Raw genomic sequence first — 21,706 nt, forward strand, 5'->3', positions numbered from 1 at the left:
GACGTTAGCCGGCCACCAGCTCGGTTGCCCCTGCCTCAAACTCATCAAGATCGCCTGTTTCACCGGCCAGCGCAGCTCGGCGCCCAAGAACAAGCATGTAGGTGAGGAACGCGGCAAGGGCGAGAGCTCCAATACCGATCTTGACCGGCCACGGCCACGGCTGCGGCGTCACAAAACCCTCAACAATGCCGGAAACAAAGAGCCACAGCACCATACCTACGGCTACCGTGACGATTGCGCGCCCCTCTGAGGCGAGGGCGGCTCCCCTGCGCTTGGCTCCCGGCGCGACCCACGACCAAAAGAGTTTCATGCCGGCACCGGCGGCCACAAAGACGCAGGTCAGTTCGAGCAGCCCGTGCGGAGCGATGTACAGCAGGAAGGTGTCACCTTCGCCGTACGCAAACATGACCCCCGCTGTTGTGCCAATGCCTTGCGCATTCTGCAGCAGCACCATCGGAACGTAGAGCCCCGTAATGCCAAACGCGATGCACTGGGCGGCAATCCAGGCGTTATTGGTCCAGACCAGGCCAGTGAACGATGCTGCGGGATTCTCCGAGTAGTAGTCGACGAAGTCGTGATTTACCAGCTGCTGCAGCTGCGCATCCGAGCCAAGGGTTGCAAGCACCGCTGGGTCGTTTACCGTCCACACGGCATAGAGCGTCCCGATCCCCAGCACAAACACGGCGGCCGCGAGCGACCACCATCGCACTCGATAGAGCGCGGCTGGCAGCTGGATCACGAAAAAGGTCGAAAGCGCCACGAGCGGGTTACTGCGCTGTCCGGTGAGGCGTTGACGCGCCCGCGACAGCCGAATCGAGAGCTGTTCGCCGTATGCCGTGTTACCGGCAGCCGTTGTCAACGTGGACAGGTGGCTTGCAGAGGTCTGATAGCGATCAACAAATTCGTCAATCTCGTCGCCGCTTAACCGTCGCCGCTTACTGAGCTGCGCGAGGCGCTCCCATTCGGCGCCATGAGCTTCGGCGTATGCATCAGTATCCATCTGCTGGAATACTAGTCGAGTGAGCAATACTTCTGGTAGTTACGGCGAGGACCAACTGGTCACGGGCGAGGCAGTGGCCCTCAACATCCGCCCTGCCAGCTACGTCTTGCGGGCGGCAGGACTCATCATTGATGTGGTCACAACGGTGCTCGTTCTCATCGGCGCCATGATTGCGGTTTCCGCCGTGCTCATCCGGTTCGACGCCGATGAGGCTGCGGGGCAGGCGGCCATCATTGTGACGCTTGTGCTGTGCCTTGTTGGATTGCCAACCCTGGTCGAAACGCTCTCGAGAGGCAAATCTCTTGGGAAGTGGGCCACTGGTGTTCGTGTGGTTCGTGACGACGGCGGTGCGATTCAGTTTCGTCATGCCCTTATTCGCGCGCTCGTTGGCTTCTTCGAGATCTATGCAACGGGTGGCGGCGGGGCCGCGCTCACCGGGCTGCTGTCGTCGCGTACAAAACGGCTTGGCGATATGGTTGCCGGAACCTATGCCCAGCACGAACGCGTCCCACAGCCTGTGCCGCAGCCGCCGTTCATGCCACCAGAGCTCGCCGCTTGGGCAAGCATCGCCGATGTCGCGCGCATGCCAGACTCGCTCTCACGCCGCATCGGACAGTTCCTCAGCAACTATTCAAGGATGCAGCCACGCTCGCAGGCAGCTGTTGCCGCCGATCTCGCGAGCGAAGCCGCGCCCTTTGTCTCGCCGCTTCCTGGGGGCGATCCCGTGCGCTTCCTTCTCGCAATCACCGCGCTCAGGCGCGAACGTGAACGCGCCGCCCTTGAAAGCGAACGCCGACGCCTCGAGCGCCTCGAACCAACTCTTCGGGGCTAGTAACGGTAGGTGTCAGCCTTATACGGCCCCTCAACTGGCACCCCAATGTAGTTGGCTTGTTCATCGGTGAGGATCGTCAGTTCAACGCCGAGCGCGTCAAGATGCAGCCTGGCGACCTTCTCATCGAGGTGCTTGGGGAGAACGTATACGCCAACCGGATAGCGCTCCGGTGACACATACAGCTCAAGTTGCGCGAGGACCTGGTTGGTAAAAGAATTGCTCATCACAAAACTTGGATGCCCTGTAGCGTTTCCGAGGTTCATGAGTCGTCCCTCGCTGAGCACCAAGATGGAACGCCCAGTCGGCAGCCGCCATTCGTGCACCTGAGGCTTAATCTCGACCCGTTCAACGCCCTCAAGTCGTTCGAGCCCAGCCATGTCTATTTCGTTGTCAAAATGCCCGACATTTCCAACAACCGCAAGGTGCTTCAGCTTAAGCATGTGGTCTGCGGTCACCACGTTTTTGTTGCCTGTGCAGGTCACCACGATATCGGCCTCGGCCGCGACCGTCTCAATCGTTGCAACCTGAAACCCGTCCATAGCGGCCTGCAGCGCACAGATGGGGTCTACCTCGGCAACAACGACCCTGGCCCCTTGGCCCCGCAGCGCTTCTGCGGCGCCCTTGCCGACGTCGCCGTACCCAACAACAAGGGCAACTTTGCCGCCGATCAGCACATCAGTTGCGCGGTTAAGTCCGTCTGGCAGCGAGTGACGGATACCGTACTTATTATCAAACTTCGACTTGGTAACCGAGTCGTTGACGTTGATAGCTGGGAACAGAAGTTTGTCGTCACGAAACAACTCGTGCAGCCGAAGCACTCCGGTTGTGGTCTCCTCGGTGACCCCGATGATGCCTTCGGCGACTCTGGTCCAGCGTTCGGCATCCGAAACGAGCCCCTCGCGCAGGAGATCGAGCACAACGCGTTCCTCGTCATTCTCAGCCTGTTCAGGGCCAGGAACGGCACCCGCGCGTTCGTACGAGGCCCCGTGATGGACGAGCAGCGTTGCGTCGCCACCGTCGTCAAGGATGAGGTTGGGTCCGTTCCAACTTGTGTCCGCAGCATCCGCTTCGGCGCTCCAGTCAAAGATCCGTTCCGCACACCACCAGTATTCGCTGAGACTTTCACCCTTCCACGCGAAGACAGGAACCCCTGAGGGGGCTTCGACAGTGCCTGTCGGGCCAACCACAACCGCGGCGGCAGCCTCATCCTGCGTTGAAAAAATATTGCAGCTTGCCCAGCGCACCTGCGCGCCAAGTTCCACGAGCGTCTCGATCAGCACGGCGGTCTGCACCGTCATGTGCAGCGAACCCGCGATGCGGGCACCGGCGAGGGGTTGCTGCCCCGCGTACTCAGCGCGCAAGGCCATGAGTCCAGGCATTTCGTTTTCGGCAAGACGGAGCTGGTGCCTTCCTGCTTCGGCGAGCCCAATATTTGCAATCGCATATTCGAAGCGACCGGAAGTCTTGGCGCGATACTGGGCTGGGGCGGACTGGAGCAGGGACATCATTCCTCAACTTCTTCAGCAACGCTCGGGTCAACAGCGACCCAAACTGGTGGAATACGACGCTAGCCGGTCACCCCAGCGTCAGATTCTTCTGCTGGAAGGAGATCAACTCCGCCAAGAATAGCGTGCCGAAACAATTGCCACCCGGTTGGAGGACGCATTTTGTCACCGTGGAAGGCGCACAGGTCGTAACTATTAGGGTCGGCGACTGGGCTGAGCGGTCCGATGGCCATTGAACAACCGGCGTAATCGTAAGTCAGCGAGTACGCAGAAGGCCGGCCGCACATGGCCTTAGAACAGTGTCGCTCACGCATACCGTTAAGCGTATCCTCAACCGCGCGTTAGGATTGCGATATGCACAGTTCTGGGTCTCGGTCACGGCGTAGAGGAACGACTGCCGCAAGACACGGTCGAGGCTCGAGGTCTCCCGTGCTCGGCCCTGAGCTCCCGCTGCTGCACAATCGCATCGCGTCGTTTGACCGCATCGCCGGCGGAACGGTCGAGTATCTTCGGTCGCTCTGGCCAGAGGATCTTGGCAATGTTCAGTTCGATTTTGTTTCGGTTCCTTCTGATCCGCCGTGGGATTTACCTGCCGAGCCAAAGCTCTGGCGCGTCGACCGCAACGCAAAGCGAATCACGTTCTTCCGGGTCCCGCTACAGCGCTCAGGCAGGCTGCACGTGAATGATGCAGCCCATCGACGCATGTTCATTGAGTACGCCGTCTACAGCGCGGTGGCAGAATATCTCGGCCGAGAGCCTTGGGAGCTCCTACCTCCAGAAGGCACCGGCCACTTTTAGCGGGTGTACACGGTCAGCGGCTCGGCGCGAACGGCCGGTGACTGCAGGGAATAGCCGCTCAGCTGACCGTCGTCACCATACGAAACTGAAGCGCCAATCAACTGGTCAGAGTCCAAACTGTATCCCTTGCCGGCTTCAGCGCCAACAGTAATGGATGCCCCGGCTGGCACCGTCACTGAACGCGTATTCGCGTCAAGTGTCAGCTCAACCGTCGCCGTCTTTGCCCCGGGGTTGTAGAGCGTAATCTGCGGCTTTGGGCCACGGGCGACCGCGAGAGCGGCCTGCTCATCGAACAGGTCACTCGCCCCAAACCAGGCAAAGTCACTTGATTTTGAGCCAATGGTGAAAACGCGCATTGCGCCAAGTATCGGGGTCTCAGAATCGACGGTGATGGTGTAAGTTCCCTGCGGGAGCGGCTCCAACTCGAACTCATTCACGAGCTCGGGCTTCATATCAAACGTGCCAAGTTTTGTTGTTGCGCCCTTTTCACCGTGAGCCGTGACCGTGACGGTCGAGTCGCTATCCGCAAGCGACATGACTCGCAGAATCTGCACGGCTTCGTCATGCCCGTGTTCATCAATAGAGCTCACGCCGTCCGGGTGCACAACACGTACCCCAGGAATCACGAGCTGCGTTGATGGTGCCGACACGGCGACCGCGGTGTCAACGCCAACCGCGTTCAGGCCTTGAACCTGGCTCTGTTGTAGCGCGGCAAACACCTTGCCCCCGCGCGCCTGCATGTGCACAATAGTTGCGTTAGCCGACGGGGCGAGCCCGTTGAGCGAGATGATGCGCTGTGAACGAGGTTCAACAACTATGCCGGTTGAACCAGGAGTCTCCACAAGGCCGTTCTCCGAGTACACCTGAAGAGACACATTTGCTGCGACCTCACCAGGATTGGTGAGCAGCACCAGTGAGGTCAGTCCAGATACGGTGCTTCCTGCAACTAACCAGCTCTCCGCGAGCGGCTGCCCGCAGGACGACGCAGAAAAGCCTCTGAGGCGCTCCTGGGCAGCTGCTTGTGCCTGTGCTGCAGCAGCAGTTGTCTTTGCGTCTCCACTGAGGCTCATGGCCCGGGGCGCTGCGGCCTCGGATGCGGTTGTTGTCGAACGACTGAGTGCCTCAGGAGCGAGCGCTCCGTCCGGAGATTGAAGGGCCAAGACGGCTTCGCCAACATCCACAACCCCAATCGGGTTTGCCGGATCAGCACCAATTTCGACAAACGATCCAGAGCACGCAAGCTCTGACTGCGTCGCGGCAGCGGTATCAACCTGCGTCGAGACCACGCCCCGCTCCACGGTTGGAACGCTGACTACGCCAAGCACATAAATGACTCCAGCGGTCAGCCCGCCCGCAATGAGTCCTGTTGCGATGCGCCCAGTCAGGGTGAGTGCGTTCCGTTGTGAGCTAGCCATTGTGTTGTGGATCCTGTTCGTCCTCGGGCGCTACCGGCTCAGCACCGAGGGTGGCTTCTTCAAAATACGATTCCTCGTCGAGCGTGTTGTCAAAAGGAGCGGCGTTGTCGTCGTCTGCAATTGTGTCTCGCGGCTCGATCACGGTGTCCTCGTCGTCTCCAACGAGAGCAGGCGAGATGTCTTCCCCGCTTGTGACCTCAGGCGTCGGCAACGCAGCATCGTCGACCTGTTCGGGTGATGTGAGTTCCTGCGGCGAGCTGTCCTCTGCCTCACTCGTAGGAGCCACCGCTGCCACCGCTGATCCTTCGACAACAGGCAGATCCCGTTTCTGCGACCGACGCTTGCCCTTCGGTGACGCAGCAGCGGGCTGATCCTTGCCTCGACGTTTTTTACGCGGCGGCTTTTCTACCACGGCCCCCGTTGGAAGCGCCAACAGGAACAGACCGAGCAGAACGGCAATCTGGACAATCCAGATTGTCTGGCTGAGTGCTTTTGTAAGCGGAGGAAGAGTCGGCGCCGACGTGCTCTGGTTCGCGTCAACGACCTTCCAGAGGTCACCGAACTCGGTAGGACCGACGGCGACAACGTCGGCATTGTTGTCGAGCGCGCTCTGAATTCGCGAAAGCGTCGAAGACACCGCTGGGTCGTTTGCGCGCCCGCTTGCCGATGATGCCGGTTCAAGCACAACAAAGTTGATGCCAAGATCATTGAGCTGAGCGGACTGACTTGAGCTTCCTTCAGATGCGAGCGCCCCGATAAGTTCGGCGAGTTCCTCTTCACTCGAGCTCAGCTCAGGGTGGGTAAACGTCAACGTCGTTTGCTCATCGAGCGTCGCTCCGGTGCCGCGCACGGTTTCGCCGAGGACGGCGCCCCCTTCTTGAGGAACGAGGAACAGCGTTCCAACGTCCTGTCCGCTCACGGCCGCGGCCCGTACGACGGCCGGCACGTTATAGTCCTGACTCTTCCACGAAGGGTGCCCCATAAAAATTGACACAATAATCGGAGCGACCGCAACCAGCAGGGCCAACCCCGCCAGCACGCTGACCGTCTCAGAGAGCTTTGGCAGCACGGTGATGGTCGCGACAGCGAGGCCGAGCAATCCCATCCAATAGATGCTCAGGCTCGGGCCGGCCCAGATGCCAACAGGGGTCACACCAACACTGCTCAGAACAAACTGATTTGCTACGAGGGCGCTCGCAAGGCCAAGTCCAGCGAGAAGCAGATATACGGCGGTTCGTTTCGCCTTGGAGAAGACAACTCCGGCGAGGGCGAGCAGCCCAAGAGGAGCGACAAGACAAGCAACGATAATGGTATACGGCCAATCACCGATACCGAGTGTCGCCAGGGCATCGTTCCACCCGGCCATACCGGCCGTTGGGAATCCGAGCAGGAGCTGATTTGCCGTTGCCGGGGTAAATGGCTGCGGCACGCCTGGGTCGATAAGCACCATGAGCGGGTTACCGTTCGCGAGCGCATACCCAAGCAAGGGGGCATAGAGTGCCGCACTGGCGACCGCAACGGTAAGTACTCGCACAACGCCGCGCCCACTAAATGCCAGCCCGACCAACAGCAATAGCGCTGCAGCTGGGATCAATGACGGGGCACAGGCCAAGATTGCCGCGAGGAGCAATGACGAGGTTGCCGCGGATGACCACGACTTGCGCGCGCTCATGAGCGCGATGAGCAGCCAAGGCAGCAGGATGTGGACGATGACTGATGGCACTCGGCCGTCGTTAAGCGATGCCAGCAGCGTTGGGCTGAGCATCCAGGCAACGGCAACAAAGCCGCGCGCGACCGGCCGTTCGGTCAATCGTGCTGCAAAGAACCACGCGCCAAGAGCCGACAGCGGAATCGCCAACAAGAAGAGGAGGACAAGTGAGTATGACGGCTGCCAGAACGTTATCGATCCAAGAATCGCAAGAACGAAGTTGAACGGATGCGCCGGTCCTTCAAGAAGTGAGCCGGTTCCGTGGTGTCCGTAATGGGTATTTGCCCACAGGTCGCTGAGCGTCGTGCTGAGCGGAAGGAGTCCACCTCCAGTCAACGCCTGTGCGGTAAAGAGGCTGTAAAACAGGGCCGCCGAGAGCACAATGGCCACGGTCACAACGGAAAGCCCGCCGGTGCTAATGAAATGGGCTTCGTGTTTCACCCTGCCCTGACGCGCAAGGATCGCCTCTTTGTCAATCATTTGCTGAGTGCGGACGGTCTTATAGTCGACCCGCAGCGGCCGGATCGAATCCCAGCCCATCGTGCGTGTTCTGGCGATTGATCGCCGAGCATCACGCACTTTTCGACCCGAGAACATGACGGCAAACGTTGCGGCAAATTCGCCGGGGATACGACCTGGGAGCTCACGAATGAGGTACCAGATCGTTCGAAGGATTGCGAGGGGTAGCAGGGTCAACCAATGCAATGGCACTGCCCAGGCAGGCGCATACGCGAGACGGCGGTGAAGCTGGGCGCGGCGAGAACGACGGTGGTTAGCTCTCGCCACCGATTTCTTCCGGCTCACCTCTGGCCCGGCGACGCCATCCCCCGCAAATCGGACACGGGATTCAGGAGAGACGACAACGCGGTAGCCAGCAAGCCGGGCCCTGACGCAGAGGTCGAGCCCGTCATCGTAGGTCGTTAGGGCGCGGTCAAATCCACCAAGCTGCGCCCACAGTTCACGCTGTACAAGCATTCCGACGGGGCCGACGCCGAGCGTATCCTGTTGGGTGTCGCGTTGCTCTTGGTCTAGTTCTTCCGTGCTGAGCTGCCACCGTGCGCCGAGTCGGGTCAGTGTCTGCCCAATCTCGCGAATGTGATCCGGGCGGTCCCACGAGGTGAGTTTCGGCCCAGCAACGGCAACCGACGGCGCGCGCTGAACTGTGGCGAGAATAATCTCAAGCGCGTCCGGCTCGGGTTCGCTGTCGTGGGTCAATAACCAGAGCCACTCGTCTGAGGTCGCGTCATCACCCACCACTTTGAGTGCCAGCTTTATGGCGGCACCAAACGGTAGGACTTCGCCCGTCGCAATGATCCGCTCGGCCGGCACATCAGCCATGATGGCTGCTGTGGTATCGGTTGAGCCGTTATCAATGAGGATGAGACGGTCTGGCTGGCGCGTTTGCTGGGCGATTCCCGCGAGGGTACGCTCCAGCCTGGCTGCGCCATTGGTGGCAACCACTATTGCTGTAACTCGACTTTGCATCGGGATTAGCCTAGGCGTGGCTGGCATGATCGAGGCCATGGCGCTCCGAGCGACGCACGATTCATAGAATTCACGGTTTCACGGGGATGACCGCCACCGCGCATAAAAGAAGCCGCGCGAGAGAGGCACGGCAACAATTGATTCGGAACGGTGGCGTTAGATAGCGCGCTTGCGAAGCTTTCGGCGTTCACGCTCAGACAGACCGCCCCAAATGCCAAAGCGTTCGTCATTTTCGAGTGCGTAGTCGAGGCACTGCGAACGAACTTCACAGGTGCTGCAAATCTTCTTGGCATCCCGAGTGGAGCCGCCCTTTTCGGGGAAAAACGCCTCAGGGTCGGTCTGCGCGCAGAGCGCGTCTGCTTGCCAGGCGAGCTGTCCGTCGTCATCTGCGTTGCGGACTCCGGGGACACCGAGTTGTACTGGGTCGACGAACCAGTCACCAGGAACCTCAGAACGGTATTCAGGAACCGACATGATGCTCACCCCTTTCTTTCAACGCGAGAAAAAACACGCTTTGACAATTACACCGTTGTAATTCGATCAAGTCAAGCTGGGATGGTAAACCCTCAAGCACCGATGGAAGCTTTACGACACGGTCACAATTGAGGATCATCCGGCCTTTCACCCGCCCTGACTGGCCTCAAGTGATTCAGCCACGAACGAACGTCGCGAGAAAACATCGATTTACACATCAATACGTCAGCAAAATAAAAAGTTCGATTGCCGCGCGACACGCCGTAGGGAAGCAATCGTGACGTCAACGGTCACACTGACTAGGCAGGTTGTGTGCCCGCAGTTGCAACAAACACGGTGCCACTGCCGCTCACGAGAAGAGCCGCCTCGGGATGTTTGAGCAGCCCAGCGAAGCATTGCCCGGCAACAAGTGTGAGTGAAGACTCAGGTGTCGTCACGACAACGGAGCCTTCCACAACGATGCCAAACAGTGTTCCTTGCCAGATGACACTTACCGGTGCGTTTGCCGAGGGAGTCGCTCGCCACACACAGAAGTCGTCCACAGCTGGCTGCCACGCTGTTATCCCTGGTGAAACGTCAGTCGGTGCGAGGAGCGGCACCGGCAGCGTTGAAAAATCCAGCACTCGTGAGAGTTCCGCAGTGTCAATGTGTTTTGCGGTCAGACCGCCACGCAAAACATTGTCAGAGGACGCCATCACCTCGACCCCGGTGCCTTCGAGGTACGCATGAATATTCCCAGCTGGCAGGAACAGGGCCTCGCCCTTATGAAGGGTGACTCGGTGGAGCAAGAGAGAGATTAAGGCTCCAGGGTCACCCGGGTAGCGAGTACTGAGGTCAAGAAACGTCACGAGGTTTGGCGAAACAGTTTCGCCCTGAGCCAAGTGGCGAACAAGACGCTCAAGCGACGACTGCAGCTGAAACACGTCATTATCCGCGCAGAATAGCCAGTCTGTGAGCGCGGGACGTCTGGCCTCTTCCGCCAAGGTGTCCGACTCTGATTCGATGTCAAAAAGAAAGCGGGCGACCGATGCCGCTGCCTCAGCAAACTGGGGAGAACCATTCGTAGCAGTCTCCGCAAGGACATACTGCAGCTCACTGGCAACCTCGGCCAGCGGGCGAAACCCTGAAAGCGCTTCAAACGTCTCGCTCAACGCGACAACAACTTCGGGCTTATGCGAACGGTCTCGGTAGTTGCGGTGATCTGCGTCAAGAGGAATGCCAGCGGCATCCTCACGTTCGTATCCCGCTATGGCCTGCTCCGTTGACGGATGCACCTGTAAGGAGAGCGGACGCGCAGCCGCCAGAATCTTCATCAAGAACCGGGGAGCCGTCGGCGAGCCCATGCGCGCCAACCACGAACCAAGCGCTTCGTTCGCACCGTCCGGATGGACGACCCAACTTGGAGACCGCTCATGAGTACCAAGCCAAAGCTCGGCGCGCGGAACCTCCGAAACTGGCAGCCCGAGGATTTTGGGGATGGCAGACGTCGAACCCCACGCATAATCACGCGTTGTATTTGCTATCTGCACCAGCATGTTTTGCCTCCCCAAAGACCATACCAACCGCGTCTGACCGTTCTGCGGATTACACTCGAATCATGAGCGACGCGAAAACCAGATTGGCGATCAGCGCCCTTGCCATCACCACCTTCGCCTATGCGCTCGGGGGAAACGGCGTGCGCAACCTGATCGGTTGGCCTGCATATGTTGTTCTGACGGTCATCATTGTGGCACTCAACGCCGTCGCATTCCTGATAGTTCGGCCAGAACGCTTTCGCTGGTATCGCCTCCCGAAGTCGCTTATCCTCTTTTTGCTGCTCGCGACCGCATCGATCGCGTGGTCTGCGTACCGCGCCGAAACGATTCTTGGGGCCACCGCGCAGATCTTGACCACGATCGCCGCTATCTCGATTGCGTTTGTGCTGACCTGGCCGGAACTGATTCGTGCCCTCGGCACATCCCTGCGTTATCTCCTTGGGCTCTCGCTCCTCTTTGAACTCTATGTGAGTGTTGTTGTCGGCGAAAAGCTGTTGCCGTTGTGGATGGAGCGCCCAGAAGGCAAGGTGTCGCCGCTCCTGTGGTGGAGCCGCGATCTCCTCTTCTCCGGCGGACCAATTCAAGGGCTTGTTGGCAGTAGTGTCCTTCTCGGGTTCCTTGCCCTGCTCGGGTTAATCGTCTTTGGCATCCAGGTTGCTGGGCGGAGCATCAGGCTCGTTCCTGGGGTGTTCTGGCTGTGCGTTTCGGCGCTCACGCTTGCCCTCACCCGACCTGCAACGGTCATCATCGCGCTCGTAGTTGTTCTCGTCGCACTCGCATTCGCGTTGTGGGCGCGCACGGTTGGCCCCGAAGCCCGGCGTCCGCTCTATCTCACATTTGGTGGCATCGCAATTCTTTCGGTTCCCCTTGTGTGGCTACTGCGGACACCATTGCTTGGGCTGCTGGGCAAGAGCAGTGATCTCACCGGTCGAATCGACATTTGGGAGGCAGTTACTCAACTCGCTGAACAGCGCCCGGCCTTTGGATGGGGATGGGTCAGCTATTGGCCAACGTGGGTCGAGCCGTTTAAGAGTCTTTACACCAGGAACGGGCTTCCTGTCCCCCACGCACACAACGCCTGGCTTGATGTTTGGTTCCAGCTCGGCATCGTCGGGCTTGTCATCTTTGCCCTTCTCGTTGGACTGACGCTCTGGCGTTCCTGGTTCAGGGCCGTAGATCGGCCACAACGGTACCCAGGCGAGGTGCTCCCGTACGCGGCATCCACGTTGCTCCCCCTCCTCATCATGGTTGCGCTGATCGTGCAGTCACTGAGCGAGAGCCGTATCCTCAGCGAAGGCGGCTGGCTCCTGCTGACCGTGCTTGCTATCAAAACCAAAACTGACTTTGCTGTTCCGTCTACTTCCGGTGACGAGCCAATCCCGGCCTGGCGCGATGTACCGCTGCGATAGCCGATGACCTCTTCCCTCCCCGATCCAATTGCCGCGGCACAGCGGTTCTTTGGGAGCGCCGAATTCTCGTCGATCCTGACGACGGTCATCTTTGGCACGCTCTTTTCCTCACACGCTCTGATTCGGATGCTCGGCAACCCGGGCTTCTCCGCGATGGTCGCAACGCTGGTTGTGGCTGCACTCCTCTCGGCGATCAGCCAGCACCGCGAGGTCAGCTGGTCAGAGCGAATCCCACTGACGGTTGTGGTCTTTGTCTTGTGGTGCGCCCTCAGCGTGGCGTGGACAAGCAAGACAGGTGCGACCCTGAGCGCTCTGAATTTTCAGATCGGAGTCGCGCTACTCGGCCTGTACATTGGCGCCTTCCGTGACGTTATTCAGATGGTCAGGGCACTCGGAAACGCACTCCGTGTGCTCCTCGGTGTCTCCCTTGGGCTCGAGATCCTATCTGGCCTCCTGATTGACATGCCGATTGTGTTTCTTGGCATCGAGGGGCACCTCGCTCAGGGTGGTCCTATCCAGGGCATTTTTGGCAGTCGTAACGACCTCGCGTTTGTTGCGGTAATTGCCCTCATCACCTTTGGGATCGAGTGGAGAACCCGCTCAGTGCCTCCGGGTCTCGCGTGGGGTTCAATTGTGCTGGCAACAGCGTTGCTGCTCTTTTCTGGTTCAGCCATTCAAATCGGCGTAGCATTCTGCGTGGCGGTGACGTTGCTTGCCATGATGGCCATCCGACGCCGGCCACTGGCGGAACGCAGAAATTGGCAGATCGTGTTCTTCACTGGTGCCGCGCTTGCGGCATTCCTCGCGTGGATGTTCCGCAGCCCCATCGTTACCCAGCTCAGGGCAACCAAGGAGCTCGAGACGCGACTCACACTCTGGCAATCGGTCATGGATACCGCTCGCCAACACCCACTCGAAGGTTGGGGCTGGGTCGGTGCGTGGCCAAATGGCGTGCAGCCATATTTTGCGATCAACTTCGATGACGGCACACGCCACCAGTCAGCGCTTGGGGCATTCTTTGATCTCTATCTCCAAGTCGGCCTTGTTGGCCTTGCCCTCTTTGTGGTGCTGCTCGTTGTTGCCCTCGTCCGATCGCTCCTTGTCGCTACAAGTCGTCAGAGCGTTGTCTACCTGTGGCCGTCACTTGTCCTCGTTGCGCTGAGCATCACATCACTCGCCGAAAGCACAATACTGACGGGAGCTGGTTGGCTCCTGCTCGTTATCGCGGCTTCCGCAGCATCCCAAAACATGTCGTGGCGAAATCGTCTGCGCCCAACACTCGCGGACCTCTCGCCGTAGACCCGTTCAACGGTCTGGCTGCAAGAAATCTCGAACGGCGTCCTTTTTCCCGTAGTCGTACAGGCTGTATCGGCCGGTCTTCAGCTCACGTAGAATCGGGCGAATCCGCCCAAATCGTGAGCGAGGAAGGCGAATGCGAACCGTCTCGTGTTCTAGCTTCTGCTGGGCGGCTAACCGCCGTTCGTCGCTCACACCTTCAAGATCCTGCAGCCGAGGGGCAAGCGTTCGTGCACGGTCGAAGAGTCGTCGATTGCGATCACGACGCGGTTTTACAAGTTTGCGAAGCTTCTGCCAAAAGCTTTGTTGCCTCGCACCGATCACGTTTGCACCATGTTGCCGGTAATCCACCAGTGGTTCATCAACAATCGCCACGCTGCCAACGGCTGCCGCAATCACGGCGAGCCACTCATCGTGCACCCATTCTTCCGGGATCGGAAGGGCATGCGTCAACAGCTCACGGCGAAATGCAACAGTCGCGCCCGTGGCAAGATTTCTCCGAAGCAACGCTTCAAACGCTCGACCAGAGGCGACCTCTGCCCGCTCCGAAGCACTCACCTCGATTGCCTCAAACAGCGTGAGGCCGAGCGGATGACCGCGCTCATCCACGAGACGAGCATCCGTAAACGCCAGCAGCGGTGCCTGGCCCGTCGGCGAAAAGAGTACCTCCGTGAGGCGAGAGACCTTCGTTGGATGCCAGGTATCGTCCTGATCTGACAGCAAGACCAGGTCACCGGTGCAGGCCCGAATCGCCTGCTCAAAGTTCTTTGTAACTCGAAGGTTCACAGAGTTTTCGAGAACTACCAACTGGACTGGCGCCCCACCACGTTCATTGTGCCGACCAACCACTGCCTTCGCGATCGCGACGCTGTCATCAGACGAGTTATCGTCAGACAGAACGATCTGGCTCACTGGGCGTGTCTGCGTCAGAATACTGAGGAGCTGCGTTTCAAGATAGGCCGCCCCGTTGTAGGTACCAAGCGCAACAGAGACGGTTGAACACGAGTCGTCATGCTCAACGGGTAGCTCTCGACTCGACTCATTCATGATGATGTTCCTAGGCAGGGCATCCATCTACATTATCGCGGCCGTCAGGTACCGGTCGAACCGATTAGTAAGATACAAGGTGGGCTTGTTCTCTCAGGCCTGTTTCACTCGTGGCCTGCGACTGTTCTGAGGGCCCATCAACTACGTTCGGAGGACCAACCCTTGCGACTCTCTGTCATCGGTTGTGGTTACCTCGGCGCTGTCCACGCCGCCTGCATGGCAACACTTGGACACGATGTTGTCGGCATCGACGTTGACGTTGAGAAGATAGCGGCCCTTAATGCTGGCATTCCACCGTTTTTTGAACCAGGATTCCCTGAGATCTTGAGGGAAGCACTTGATTCAGGACGGCTGTCTTTCAGCTCAACAATGGCTTCTGCAGCAGGAGCTGAGGTGCACTTCCTCGCCGTTGGGACCCCACAATCAGTTGAGGGAGACGGCGCCGACCTCAGCTATGTATTTGGGGCAACACGCGAGCTACTGCCGCACCTCTCAGCCGGCAACGTTCTCGTTGGTAAGTCAACCGTTCCGGTGGGAACAGCCGAGGCGCTCCAGGAGATCCTTGACGAAGCCGAAACCGGTGCCACTGTGGCGTGGAACCCCGAATTCCTCCGCGAAGGGTTCGCGGTGGGAGACACCTTGCACCCCGACCGAATCGTGTATGGCCTTGCGGCTGGGGAGCGCGGACAGCGGGCGAAGGCCCAGCTCGATGCGGTCTACGCTTCGCCTCTTGCCGATGGCACGCCTCTCATCCCTACCGATTTTGCAACCGCTGAGCTTGTCAAGGTCGCCGCAAACGCCTTTCTGGCAACCAAGATCTCATTCATAAACGCCATGTCTGAGATTGCAGACGTTGTTGGCGCCGATGTCACGGACTTAGCCGATGCAATCGGTCACGACAACCGAATCGGACGTCGTTTCTTGAACGCCGGCGTTGGTTTTGGTGGCGGCTGCTTACCAAAAGATATCCGCGCTTTTGCCACACGGGCAGACGAACTTGGAGTTGGCTCATCGCTGAACTTCTTGCGCGAGGTTGATAGCATCAACCTCCGTCAACGAGAACGCGTGGCCGCACTTGCGCTCGCTCAGCTCGGAACCGATCCAACAGGCAAACGCGCGGTCGTCCTCGGTCTCGCATTCAAACCAAACTCCGACGATATGCGAGACTCCCCCGCACTTGACGTCGCGCTTCGACTCCACGATGCGGGAGTGAACGTTGTCTCAGTGGATCCGGCAGCCGTGCCTCGAGCACAGCAGCTTCATCCCCAGCTCACGACGACCACAGATATCAACGCTGCCCTCACAGATGCAGAGGTTGTTGTTCTTGCCACGGAGTGGCCCGAGTTTGTGCAGCTCGATCCGACGGCGATTCACGCGCGCGTCAAGACACCCACCATCATCGACGCACGCAACGCGCTCGCACCAAGCGACTGGCGTGAAGCTGGTTGGACATACATCGGGCTCGGACGCCCCTAGGGTCGCTTAGCTCCAGGAAACCTGCATTACGAGGCTTGCAACGAAGAACCCACCGGCCATGATGCCGATGATCCAGCGCCATACTCGATTGACATCGAACAGCAGCGAGACCGCGAACAAGGCGAACGGCAACACGGACAAGGCGTAGCGCGGTGGGAGCGGGAAATAGTATCCCACCATGGCCGTTGTCGCGATGGCGAGCGCAGGCCCGCCGACAAACGTCGCGATGAGGTAGGCCAATGAAACGCTACTTCCCAAAGACCAATCGGCTTTCCTGCGGACAACGGTAAGCCCGATCGTTGCGGCCACAATCAGCCACCCTGAAATCGACGCAATGAGAATACCCGCTGTCCCGAAGGTAGACGTTTCTGTTGCACCCGTGGTTGGGTGGTCGAAGAAATTCAGGAATTCACGAACAAGCGCAGCCTTATCAAGGGCCTGCGAAACCTCTTGATCAGGAGAGCTACCGAGTGACAAGGCTGCCCTGGCAAGCATCCAGACGATCTGGGCGACAAGCGGTAGCACAAGCATGAGGACGACCGATCGGAAGCGTTTCTCGCTTCGAATAAACACCCAAAACCGGTTGCCCCCGACTCCACGTGTGTTGAGCCAACCGACGAATAGCGAAATGACAATGACAAGCCCAGCGGCGACAACACCAAGGTAGTTTTGCATTTTGAGCATCACGGCAAGAACGGATGTCAGGGCCAGCATCCAGCCTCGTTTTCCATCATCAAGAAAACGCATAGCCAGGTAAAGTAACGCAGACCCCGCCAATAATGCGGTCGCATCCGTACTGATAAACGTATTTGCCCACCACGTAGGGAGGGAGCCGATCATCATCACCGGCGCCGCAACTGCCAACACCGTTGAGACTCTCGCTCGGCGCAGGGCGGCAAACAGAAACACGGCTGCTCCGCCGAGCCAAAGGCCACCGACCAAACGTCCGGCAAAGACCAGGTCGGTGCCGGTGATCCACTGAATCGGTTGAGCGAGAACCCAGGTCACCGCAAAATAGGCAGGGGTATAAATGTCTGCCGAGGTGTAGCCATGATTCGGGTAGTCGTTCGAGTCAGCTGTGTCTTTGAGGGCGCATCGATCCGCGACATCCCACTCGAACACGGCAAGCCCATGACAGTCCAGGTAATTCCGTGCAAACGGTCCCGATAGCTCACCCTGTCGAACTACACCCTGCTCGGGAATCTTAGCCAGATAATCGATGTACACAAACTCGTCAACAGGCGAGACCTTTGTGTGCTGCGAAACATGCACACCGACGAACAACATGCTCAAGGCAACCAAAATGATTCCGATGAGCGCTGAGGCCTTTGCTCCCAGAGGAGTTTTGCGAATGGCCAGTTTGGCCGTGAGCTGGTTCATATGTGCCTACCCGGGAGCTTCCATGTCGTATTTTCTCGAATCATCCGGGCGGAGCTGAGGCGCGTTCTGAGGCTGAGATGCTTTCTCCCCTGCTTCGTACTTGGCTACGGCTTCACCGTCGTCCAGGGCAACGGGCAACTTGGCTTTACCGTCTAAGACCGCGGTTGATCGTCTGGCACGACGCATCATTGGTCGCTCAACGAACCGCCAGCTTGCGTATGCAAGGGGAAGAGTAATCACAGTTGCCACAGCGGTGAATGCCCAGCTGCCGAGCACACTGAGTCCAAAGACGGCAAGCATCTGCTGGACAGGGAACGCGTAAATATACGTTCCATACGACATATCGTTGTTCTTCACAAATGTTGGTTGCGGAAGCCACGACGAGATCCACAACAGCGCATATGCCATAAACGGCGCGGCAATCTGGCCGCCCCAGGTGGGGATAAACCACATACACGCGAGCGTAATAACGACAGACCCAAGCCCAACCCACAGGTGCATACCGATCCACTTGCTCAAGAAATAGAGCAGGGCACCACCCAAGAAGTATGGCACGAGCGTGGCAAGTGATAGGAACACTTCACTGCTCTGAAAGAGCACACTCAGTCGCTCAGAATATGCGCAAACGACAACGCTTCCAAGGAACAAGACAAGCATGGCCCACGGGGATTTCCTAATGAACACAAACAGGCAGAGAAACGCGATAATCATGTAGCAAATGAGTTCGTAGTACAGGGTCCATAGCGACCCGTTCCACGCGTCCGGCCATGGAATGTCTGAAGGAGTTCCCGCAATTGGGTACACGGGGCCCCGGAACAAAAAGTTCTCAAGCAAGAAGTCGAAGGGCGTTGGCCCCGTTGTGAGATAGCCGCCGAGTGTTCCGTGGGCTTTGAAGTATCCAATGGGCGCAAAGAATGCGACCATCATAATGAGACAGACGTAATACCCAGGAACAATTCGTGCGGCCCGATTCAGCAGATAGCTTCCTAACGGATTTCGGATCGTGCTACCCGTAATGAGATACCCGCTAATTACAAAAAACCCGGCAACTGCCCACGTGCCATAATGGATGCCGCCGTAGAGCGGTCCCGGACCAGCCCCAATCAAAAAATACGTGTGGGCAAACAACACGAGCAACGCAAGCAGGAGCCGAATGAGGTTCAGGCTGTTGTTCCTCTGGTCGAACGGCCTTCCGAGGTATCGTTTCGGTTTGGATGCGGTTGTCAACACGTTGTTCCTTGGCTTGGTGTGTAAAACGGTATGAAGATCGAAAACTATTCGGCGTTTAATCGGCCGTGTGATGCCCGTGCCAGTGACACCAGGTGAATCATGACTCCGACAGACGGCCCTGCACACAGAGCTGTAATTGCTCGCGCCTCGACTCCGCCAGACGGAAGGGCAAGAACAACGAGGGCGACGACTGCCGCGCCTATCCATCCGCCAGCGTAGCTTGTGTGCTGGTCCCTGGATAGGACTGCGGATCCCGAGATACACAATGCACCAAGGAAACCGGACGACGCGACCAGCGGAAGCAGCACGCTCTGAGGAAGCACAAACTCTTCTCCAAGAAAGAACTCGAAGGCTTGCGCCCCGACAACCCAGGTCGCGCCCACAAGAATCGCAACGATAATGCCGATGCCAAGATAGAGCTTAGCCAGCAACGGCCAAAGGCTTCCTCGAACGGCGCTGAGCTTCGTCACCAGCAAACTTTGTAGGGCCATGAGTGGCACCAAAATCGGCGCCCGAGTCAGCATCAGCGCCATAAAGAAAGCACCAAGGAGTGCGGCATCCGCCTCACCAACGGTGAGCTTCAAGATGAGGGGAAAACCGTTGATGAGTACTGCTGCACCAACGGATGCCCCTACCGTTTTCGCGCAGTTGATGGCCAGCTGAGCATATGTACGATCTGAGCGAAGAAATGGTGTGATCTCCCGCCAGGAGAGCACAAGTACGATACCGACAGAAAGTGGGAACGGGAGCGCGACGGCCCAAGCTAACACCGTGAAGTCATGGCTGAATGGCAGGACAGCAACGATCATAAGGAGCCGCAATACACCATCGATCACGGGGATAAGCGCAAACTCTTTCCATAGTGAGGCACCGGCATACACTCCGTTGAAGGTCGCGACTAGTGCGTAGGACGCGCAGCCGACAACAACAGGCCAGATAAGTACTTCATTGCCAACGCCAAATGCGGTGCTTGACCAGGCAAACGAGCTGAGCAAGAGAACGACAACGGTTATGCCGGCGATCGCGAGGCCAAGAACACCAAGGGACGTGCGCAGAGGCAGGCTCTGCTCCGTCGAGGTCGCCCGCCGCGCCGTATCACGGGTCGTTTCTTGCTGAACTCCGAACAGGACGGCCACGACCAAAAAAAGCGTCGACCAGAGCACGCTGAACACAGCGTTTCGTTCGGCGCCGATCGATCCAGCCACAATCATCAGTACGGCAAAACTTGAGATCCCTGCGATGACTGTCCCGGCGAGCACAAACTGCGCGCCATTTGCCGACGCACCTATACCGTTTGTCTGTTTACTCACAATGATCCACACTACCCCCGGCTTCGCTGGGAATTCGGCAAAAAGGAGACAAACGAGGCATGCTCACGGCTGACAACGACTCAGAAGAGGTAGGGTCGAACGAGACACAGCTCCACTCGCGAGCCCTTCGGCGATGAAAGACCTCCAATGACCATTGACATCATGATGCCTTTTTACGGCGATCCCGCGCAATTCAGGGAGGCTGTTCAGAGCGTCATCACGCAGAGCGACAGGGATTGGCGACTTGTCGTTATCAATGACCGTTTTCCTCACTGGGATCCTGCCGAATGGTTGAACTCCCTCGGGGACGACCGCATCCAGTACATACTGAATGACACAAATCTGGGCATCAACGGAAACTTCCGCCGCAGTATCGAGCTCATGACAAACGAATACGGCACGATCATGGGTTGTGACGACCGAATGCTCCCCAACTACGTAGCCACTGTTCGTTCGCTCATCGCTGCAGGCAAGAGTCCAGCCTATGTTCAACCAAACGTCCGAGTAATTGACGATGCAGGCACACCGGTTCTTCCACTCAGCGACAGGGTGAAGAAATGGTACAAGCCGGCGGTCAGCACGCCGACACAGCTCGACGGAGAAGACTTTGCTCGAAGCTTGCTTCGTGGAAACTGGACCTACTTCCCAGCCATCTGCTGGAATGCAGCTGAACTCCGCACCTTCGGGTTCCAACCGCATCTCGAGATTGTTCTCGATTTGGCACTGCAGCTCGACATCGTGATGGCAGGGGGCGCCCTCATGACCAGCGACGAGGTTGCTTTCGAGTACCGGCGGCATGGCGAGAGCGCTTCATCGTGGACCGCAAACGATGGAACACGCTTTAGCGAGGAGAAGCAGTTCTTTCGCGACACCGCTTCGACGCTCTCGTCGCTCGGCTGGAGTCGGGCAGCACGGGCTTCACGCTTGCATGTCTCCTCACGACTCCACGCGCTTTCTCGACTGCCGGAGGCCGCCAAGGCAAAGGACCCAAAAGGTTTTCGCGCCTTGCTTAACCACGCCTTCAGCAGGTAAGTGCCAAAGACAACACCTATTCGTCCCTTAGAATCGAAATATGACCCACTCACTGGCAAACACTCTCATTGTGATGCCCGCTTTTAACGAAGAGGCCGTCATCGGAGACGTGATCCGTGAGGTATACCAGAAACTACCTGGCGTTGCATGCCTCGTCGTCAGCGATGGTTCTTCAGATGACACCGCCAAGATCGCGCGCGACGCCGGGGCATTCGTCGCTGAACTTCCATTTAATCTTGGGGTTGGTGGCGCGATGCGAGTAGGTTTCAAGTACGCCGTACACAACGGATATCGAGCAGCCGTACAAATCGATGCCGATGGCCAACATAACCCCGATTCGGTTCCTGATTTGCTCGCTGGCCTCACGGATGCCGACATCGTCATCGGTGCGCGTTTCGCAGGAAAAGGAAACTACACCGTTAGCGGCCCCCGAAAGTGGGCGATGAAGTTTCTCTCCGCTGTGCTCAGCCACACGGCTCAAACAAAACTCACTGATACTACTTCAGGCCTAAAAGCAAACGGGCCGCGGGCTCTGGAGTTATTTGCTGAGACCTACCCGGCAGAATACTTGGGCGACACGATCGAGGCGCTTGTCATCGCAGGCAAATCCGGCCTGACCATTCGACAGGTACCAGCCGAGATGCGCCCTCGTGCTGGAGGAACCCCATCACATGCTCCGTTTAAATCTGCGGTGTACCTCGGCCGTGCCATGATGGCTCTGGTCGTTGCATATCTTCGCCCAAAGCCCAACACGCATTTCTCGTCCTAAGCTAG

Annotated in this window: 18 protein-coding genes; 7 read left to right on the forward strand and 11 right to left on the reverse strand. The window is 58.3% G+C overall.

Going from position 1 to position 21,706, the window contains the following annotated elements; genetic code table 11:
* Positions 1–4: 4 nt before the first annotated feature.
* On the reverse strand, positions 5–1,000 hold the full coding sequence (locus FHX76_RS14660) for a stage II sporulation protein M (RefSeq protein ID WP_167151972.1): 996 nt from the start codon (positions 998–1,000) through the stop codon (positions 5–7).
* A gap of 19 nt (positions 1,001–1,019) precedes the next feature.
* Here FHX76_RS14660 and FHX76_RS14665 point away from each other — a divergent pair, with 19 nt between their 5' ends.
* Positions 1,020–1,832 carry an RDD family protein gene (locus tag FHX76_RS14665; RefSeq protein ID WP_167151974.1) on the forward strand — a complete coding sequence of 271 codons (813 nt, stop codon included), beginning with the start codon at positions 1,020–1,022 and terminating at the stop codon, positions 1,830–1,832.
* Here FHX76_RS14665 and ahcY read toward each other — a convergent pair.
* Both ahcY and FHX76_RS14675 read right to left on the reverse strand, forming a co-directional pair.
* Entirely contained in the window at positions 1,829–3,337 is a 1,509-nt protein-coding gene (ahcY, locus tag FHX76_RS14670) for an adenosylhomocysteinase (RefSeq protein WP_167152296.1), read from the reverse strand. The genes FHX76_RS14665 and ahcY overlap by 4 nt on opposite strands.
* Before the next feature lie 62 nt (positions 3,338–3,399).
* The gene (locus tag FHX76_RS14675; RefSeq protein WP_167151976.1) at positions 3,400–3,651 is read right to left on the reverse strand and encodes a DUF3499 family protein; all 252 of its coding nucleotides are present in this window, start codon (positions 3,649–3,651) and stop codon (positions 3,400–3,402) included.
* A gap of 115 nt (positions 3,652–3,766) precedes the next feature.
* Between FHX76_RS14675 and FHX76_RS14680 the strand changes: the two genes are divergently transcribed.
* A complete protein-coding gene (locus tag FHX76_RS14680) occupies positions 3,767–4,135 on the forward strand; it encodes a hypothetical protein (protein ID WP_341777966.1) in 369 nt (122 codons plus the stop codon).
* On the opposite strand, the gene FHX76_RS14685 is transcribed toward FHX76_RS14680, so the two are convergent.
* From FHX76_RS14685 to manA, 4 genes are all read right to left on the reverse strand, one after another.
* Positions 4,132–5,550, reverse strand: coding sequence for a DUF5719 family protein (locus FHX76_RS14685; RefSeq protein WP_167151980.1), 1,419 nt, complete (start codon positions 5,548–5,550; stop codon positions 4,132–4,134). The two genes, FHX76_RS14680 and FHX76_RS14685, sit on opposite strands and share 4 nt — an antisense overlap.
* Entirely contained in the window at positions 5,543–8,743 is a 3,201-nt protein-coding gene (locus FHX76_RS14690; protein ID WP_167151982.1) for a glycosyltransferase family 2 protein, read from the reverse strand. The genes FHX76_RS14685 and FHX76_RS14690 overlap by 8 nt, the downstream gene beginning before the upstream one ends.
* A gap of 156 nt (positions 8,744–8,899) precedes the next feature.
* The gene (locus tag FHX76_RS14695) at positions 8,900–9,217 is read right to left on the reverse strand and encodes a WhiB family transcriptional regulator (protein WP_167151984.1); all 318 of its coding nucleotides are present in this window, start codon (positions 9,215–9,217) and stop codon (positions 8,900–8,902) included.
* 299 nt (positions 9,218–9,516) lie between these two features.
* A complete protein-coding gene (gene manA, locus FHX76_RS14700; RefSeq protein ID WP_167151985.1) occupies positions 9,517–10,752 on the reverse strand; it encodes a mannose-6-phosphate isomerase, class I in 1,236 nt (411 codons plus the stop codon).
* A gap of 62 nt (positions 10,753–10,814) precedes the next feature.
* Here manA and FHX76_RS14705 point away from each other — a divergent pair, with 62 nt between their 5' ends.
* A complete protein-coding gene (locus FHX76_RS14705) occupies positions 10,815–12,161 on the forward strand; it encodes an O-antigen ligase family protein (RefSeq protein ID WP_167151987.1) in 1,347 nt (448 codons plus the stop codon).
* A 3-nt stretch (positions 12,162–12,164) separates the two neighbouring features.
* Entirely contained in the window at positions 12,165–13,460 is a 1,296-nt protein-coding gene (locus FHX76_RS14710; RefSeq protein WP_167151989.1) for an O-antigen ligase family protein, read from the forward strand.
* A 6-nt stretch (positions 13,461–13,466) separates the two neighbouring features.
* On the opposite strand, the gene FHX76_RS14715 is transcribed toward FHX76_RS14710, so the two are convergent.
* On the reverse strand, positions 13,467–14,504 hold the full coding sequence (locus tag FHX76_RS14715) for a glycosyltransferase (RefSeq protein ID WP_167151991.1): 1,038 nt from the start codon (positions 14,502–14,504) through the stop codon (positions 13,467–13,469).
* A gap of 162 nt (positions 14,505–14,666) precedes the next feature.
* On the opposite strand from FHX76_RS14715, the gene FHX76_RS14720 reads away from it, so the two are divergent.
* A complete protein-coding gene (locus FHX76_RS14720; protein WP_167151993.1) occupies positions 14,667–15,980 on the forward strand; it encodes a UDP-glucose dehydrogenase family protein in 1,314 nt (437 codons plus the stop codon).
* Between the two features lie 6 nt (positions 15,981–15,986).
* Here the strand turns inward: FHX76_RS14720 and FHX76_RS14725 are convergent, their stop codons facing one another.
* From FHX76_RS14725 to FHX76_RS14735, 3 genes are read right to left on the reverse strand one after another with little or no spacing between them, the layout of a single operon-like run.
* A complete protein-coding gene (locus FHX76_RS14725) occupies positions 15,987–17,360 on the reverse strand; it encodes a hypothetical protein (protein ID WP_167151995.1) in 1,374 nt (457 codons plus the stop codon).
* Between the two features lie 6 nt (positions 17,361–17,366).
* Positions 17,367–18,587 carry an acyltransferase family protein gene (locus FHX76_RS14730; RefSeq protein ID WP_167151996.1) on the reverse strand — a complete coding sequence of 407 codons (1,221 nt, stop codon included), beginning with the start codon at positions 18,585–18,587 and terminating at the stop codon, positions 17,367–17,369.
* 47 nt (positions 18,588–18,634) lie between these two features.
* The gene (locus tag FHX76_RS14735; protein ID WP_167151999.1) at positions 18,635–19,900 is read right to left on the reverse strand and encodes a lipopolysaccharide biosynthesis protein; all 1,266 of its coding nucleotides are present in this window, start codon (positions 19,898–19,900) and stop codon (positions 18,635–18,637) included.
* 147 nt (positions 19,901–20,047) lie between these two features.
* Between FHX76_RS14735 and FHX76_RS14740 the strand changes: the two genes are divergently transcribed.
* Positions 20,048–20,932, forward strand: a complete 885-nt coding sequence (locus FHX76_RS14740) for a glycosyltransferase (protein ID WP_167152001.1) — start codon at positions 20,048–20,050, stop codon at positions 20,930–20,932.
* A 40-nt stretch (positions 20,933–20,972) separates the two neighbouring features.
* Positions 20,973–21,701 carry a glycosyltransferase family 2 protein gene (locus FHX76_RS14745; protein WP_167152003.1) on the forward strand — a complete coding sequence of 243 codons (729 nt, stop codon included), beginning with the start codon at positions 20,973–20,975 and terminating at the stop codon, positions 21,699–21,701.
* The last annotated feature ends 5 nt before the right edge of the window (positions 21,702–21,706 follow it).

Origin of the sequence: Lysinibacter cavernae (assembly GCF_011758565.1) — a bacterium.
GTDB classification, from domain to species: domain Bacteria; phylum Actinomycetota; class Actinomycetes; order Actinomycetales; family Microbacteriaceae; genus Lysinibacter; species Lysinibacter cavernae.

Coding starts and splice junctions, on each gene's coding strand:
- FHX76_RS14690 (WP_167151982.1), bottom strand. CDS start 8,743: ATGCAAAGTCGAGTTACAGCAATAGTGGTTGCCACCAATGGCGCAGCC.
- ahcY (WP_167152296.1), bottom strand. CDS start 3,337: ATGTCCCTGCTCCAGTCCGCCCCAGCCCAGTATCGCGCCAAGACTTCC.
- FHX76_RS14710 (WP_167151989.1), top strand. CDS start 12,165: ATGACCTCTTCCCTCCCCGATCCAATTGCCGCGGCACAGCGGTTCTTT.
- FHX76_RS14740 (WP_167152001.1), top strand. CDS start 20,048: ATGACCATTGACATCATGATGCCTTTTTACGGCGATCCCGCGCAATTC.
- FHX76_RS14725 (WP_167151995.1), bottom strand. CDS start 17,360: ATGAACCAGCTCACGGCCAAACTGGCCATTCGCAAAACTCCTCTGGGA.
- FHX76_RS14675 (WP_167151976.1), bottom strand. CDS start 3,651: ATGCGTGAGCGACACTGTTCTAAGGCCATGTGCGGCCGGCCTTCTGCG.
- FHX76_RS14705 (WP_167151987.1), top strand. CDS start 10,815: ATGAGCGACGCGAAAACCAGATTGGCGATCAGCGCCCTTGCCATCACC.
- FHX76_RS14695 (WP_167151984.1), bottom strand. CDS start 9,217: ATGTCGGTTCCTGAATACCGTTCTGAGGTTCCTGGTGACTGGTTCGTC.
- FHX76_RS14745 (WP_167152003.1), top strand. CDS start 20,973: ATGACCCACTCACTGGCAAACACTCTCATTGTGATGCCCGCTTTTAAC.
- FHX76_RS14660 (WP_167151972.1), bottom strand. CDS start 1,000: ATGGATACTGATGCATACGCCGAAGCTCATGGCGCCGAATGGGAGCGC.
- manA (WP_167151985.1), bottom strand. CDS start 10,752: ATGCTGGTGCAGATAGCAAATACAACGCGTGATTATGCGTGGGGTTCG.
- FHX76_RS14715 (WP_167151991.1), bottom strand. CDS start 14,504: ATGAATGAGTCGAGTCGAGAGCTACCCGTTGAGCATGACGACTCGTGT.
- FHX76_RS14685 (WP_167151980.1), bottom strand. CDS start 5,550: ATGGCTAGCTCACAACGGAACGCACTCACCCTGACTGGGCGCATCGCA.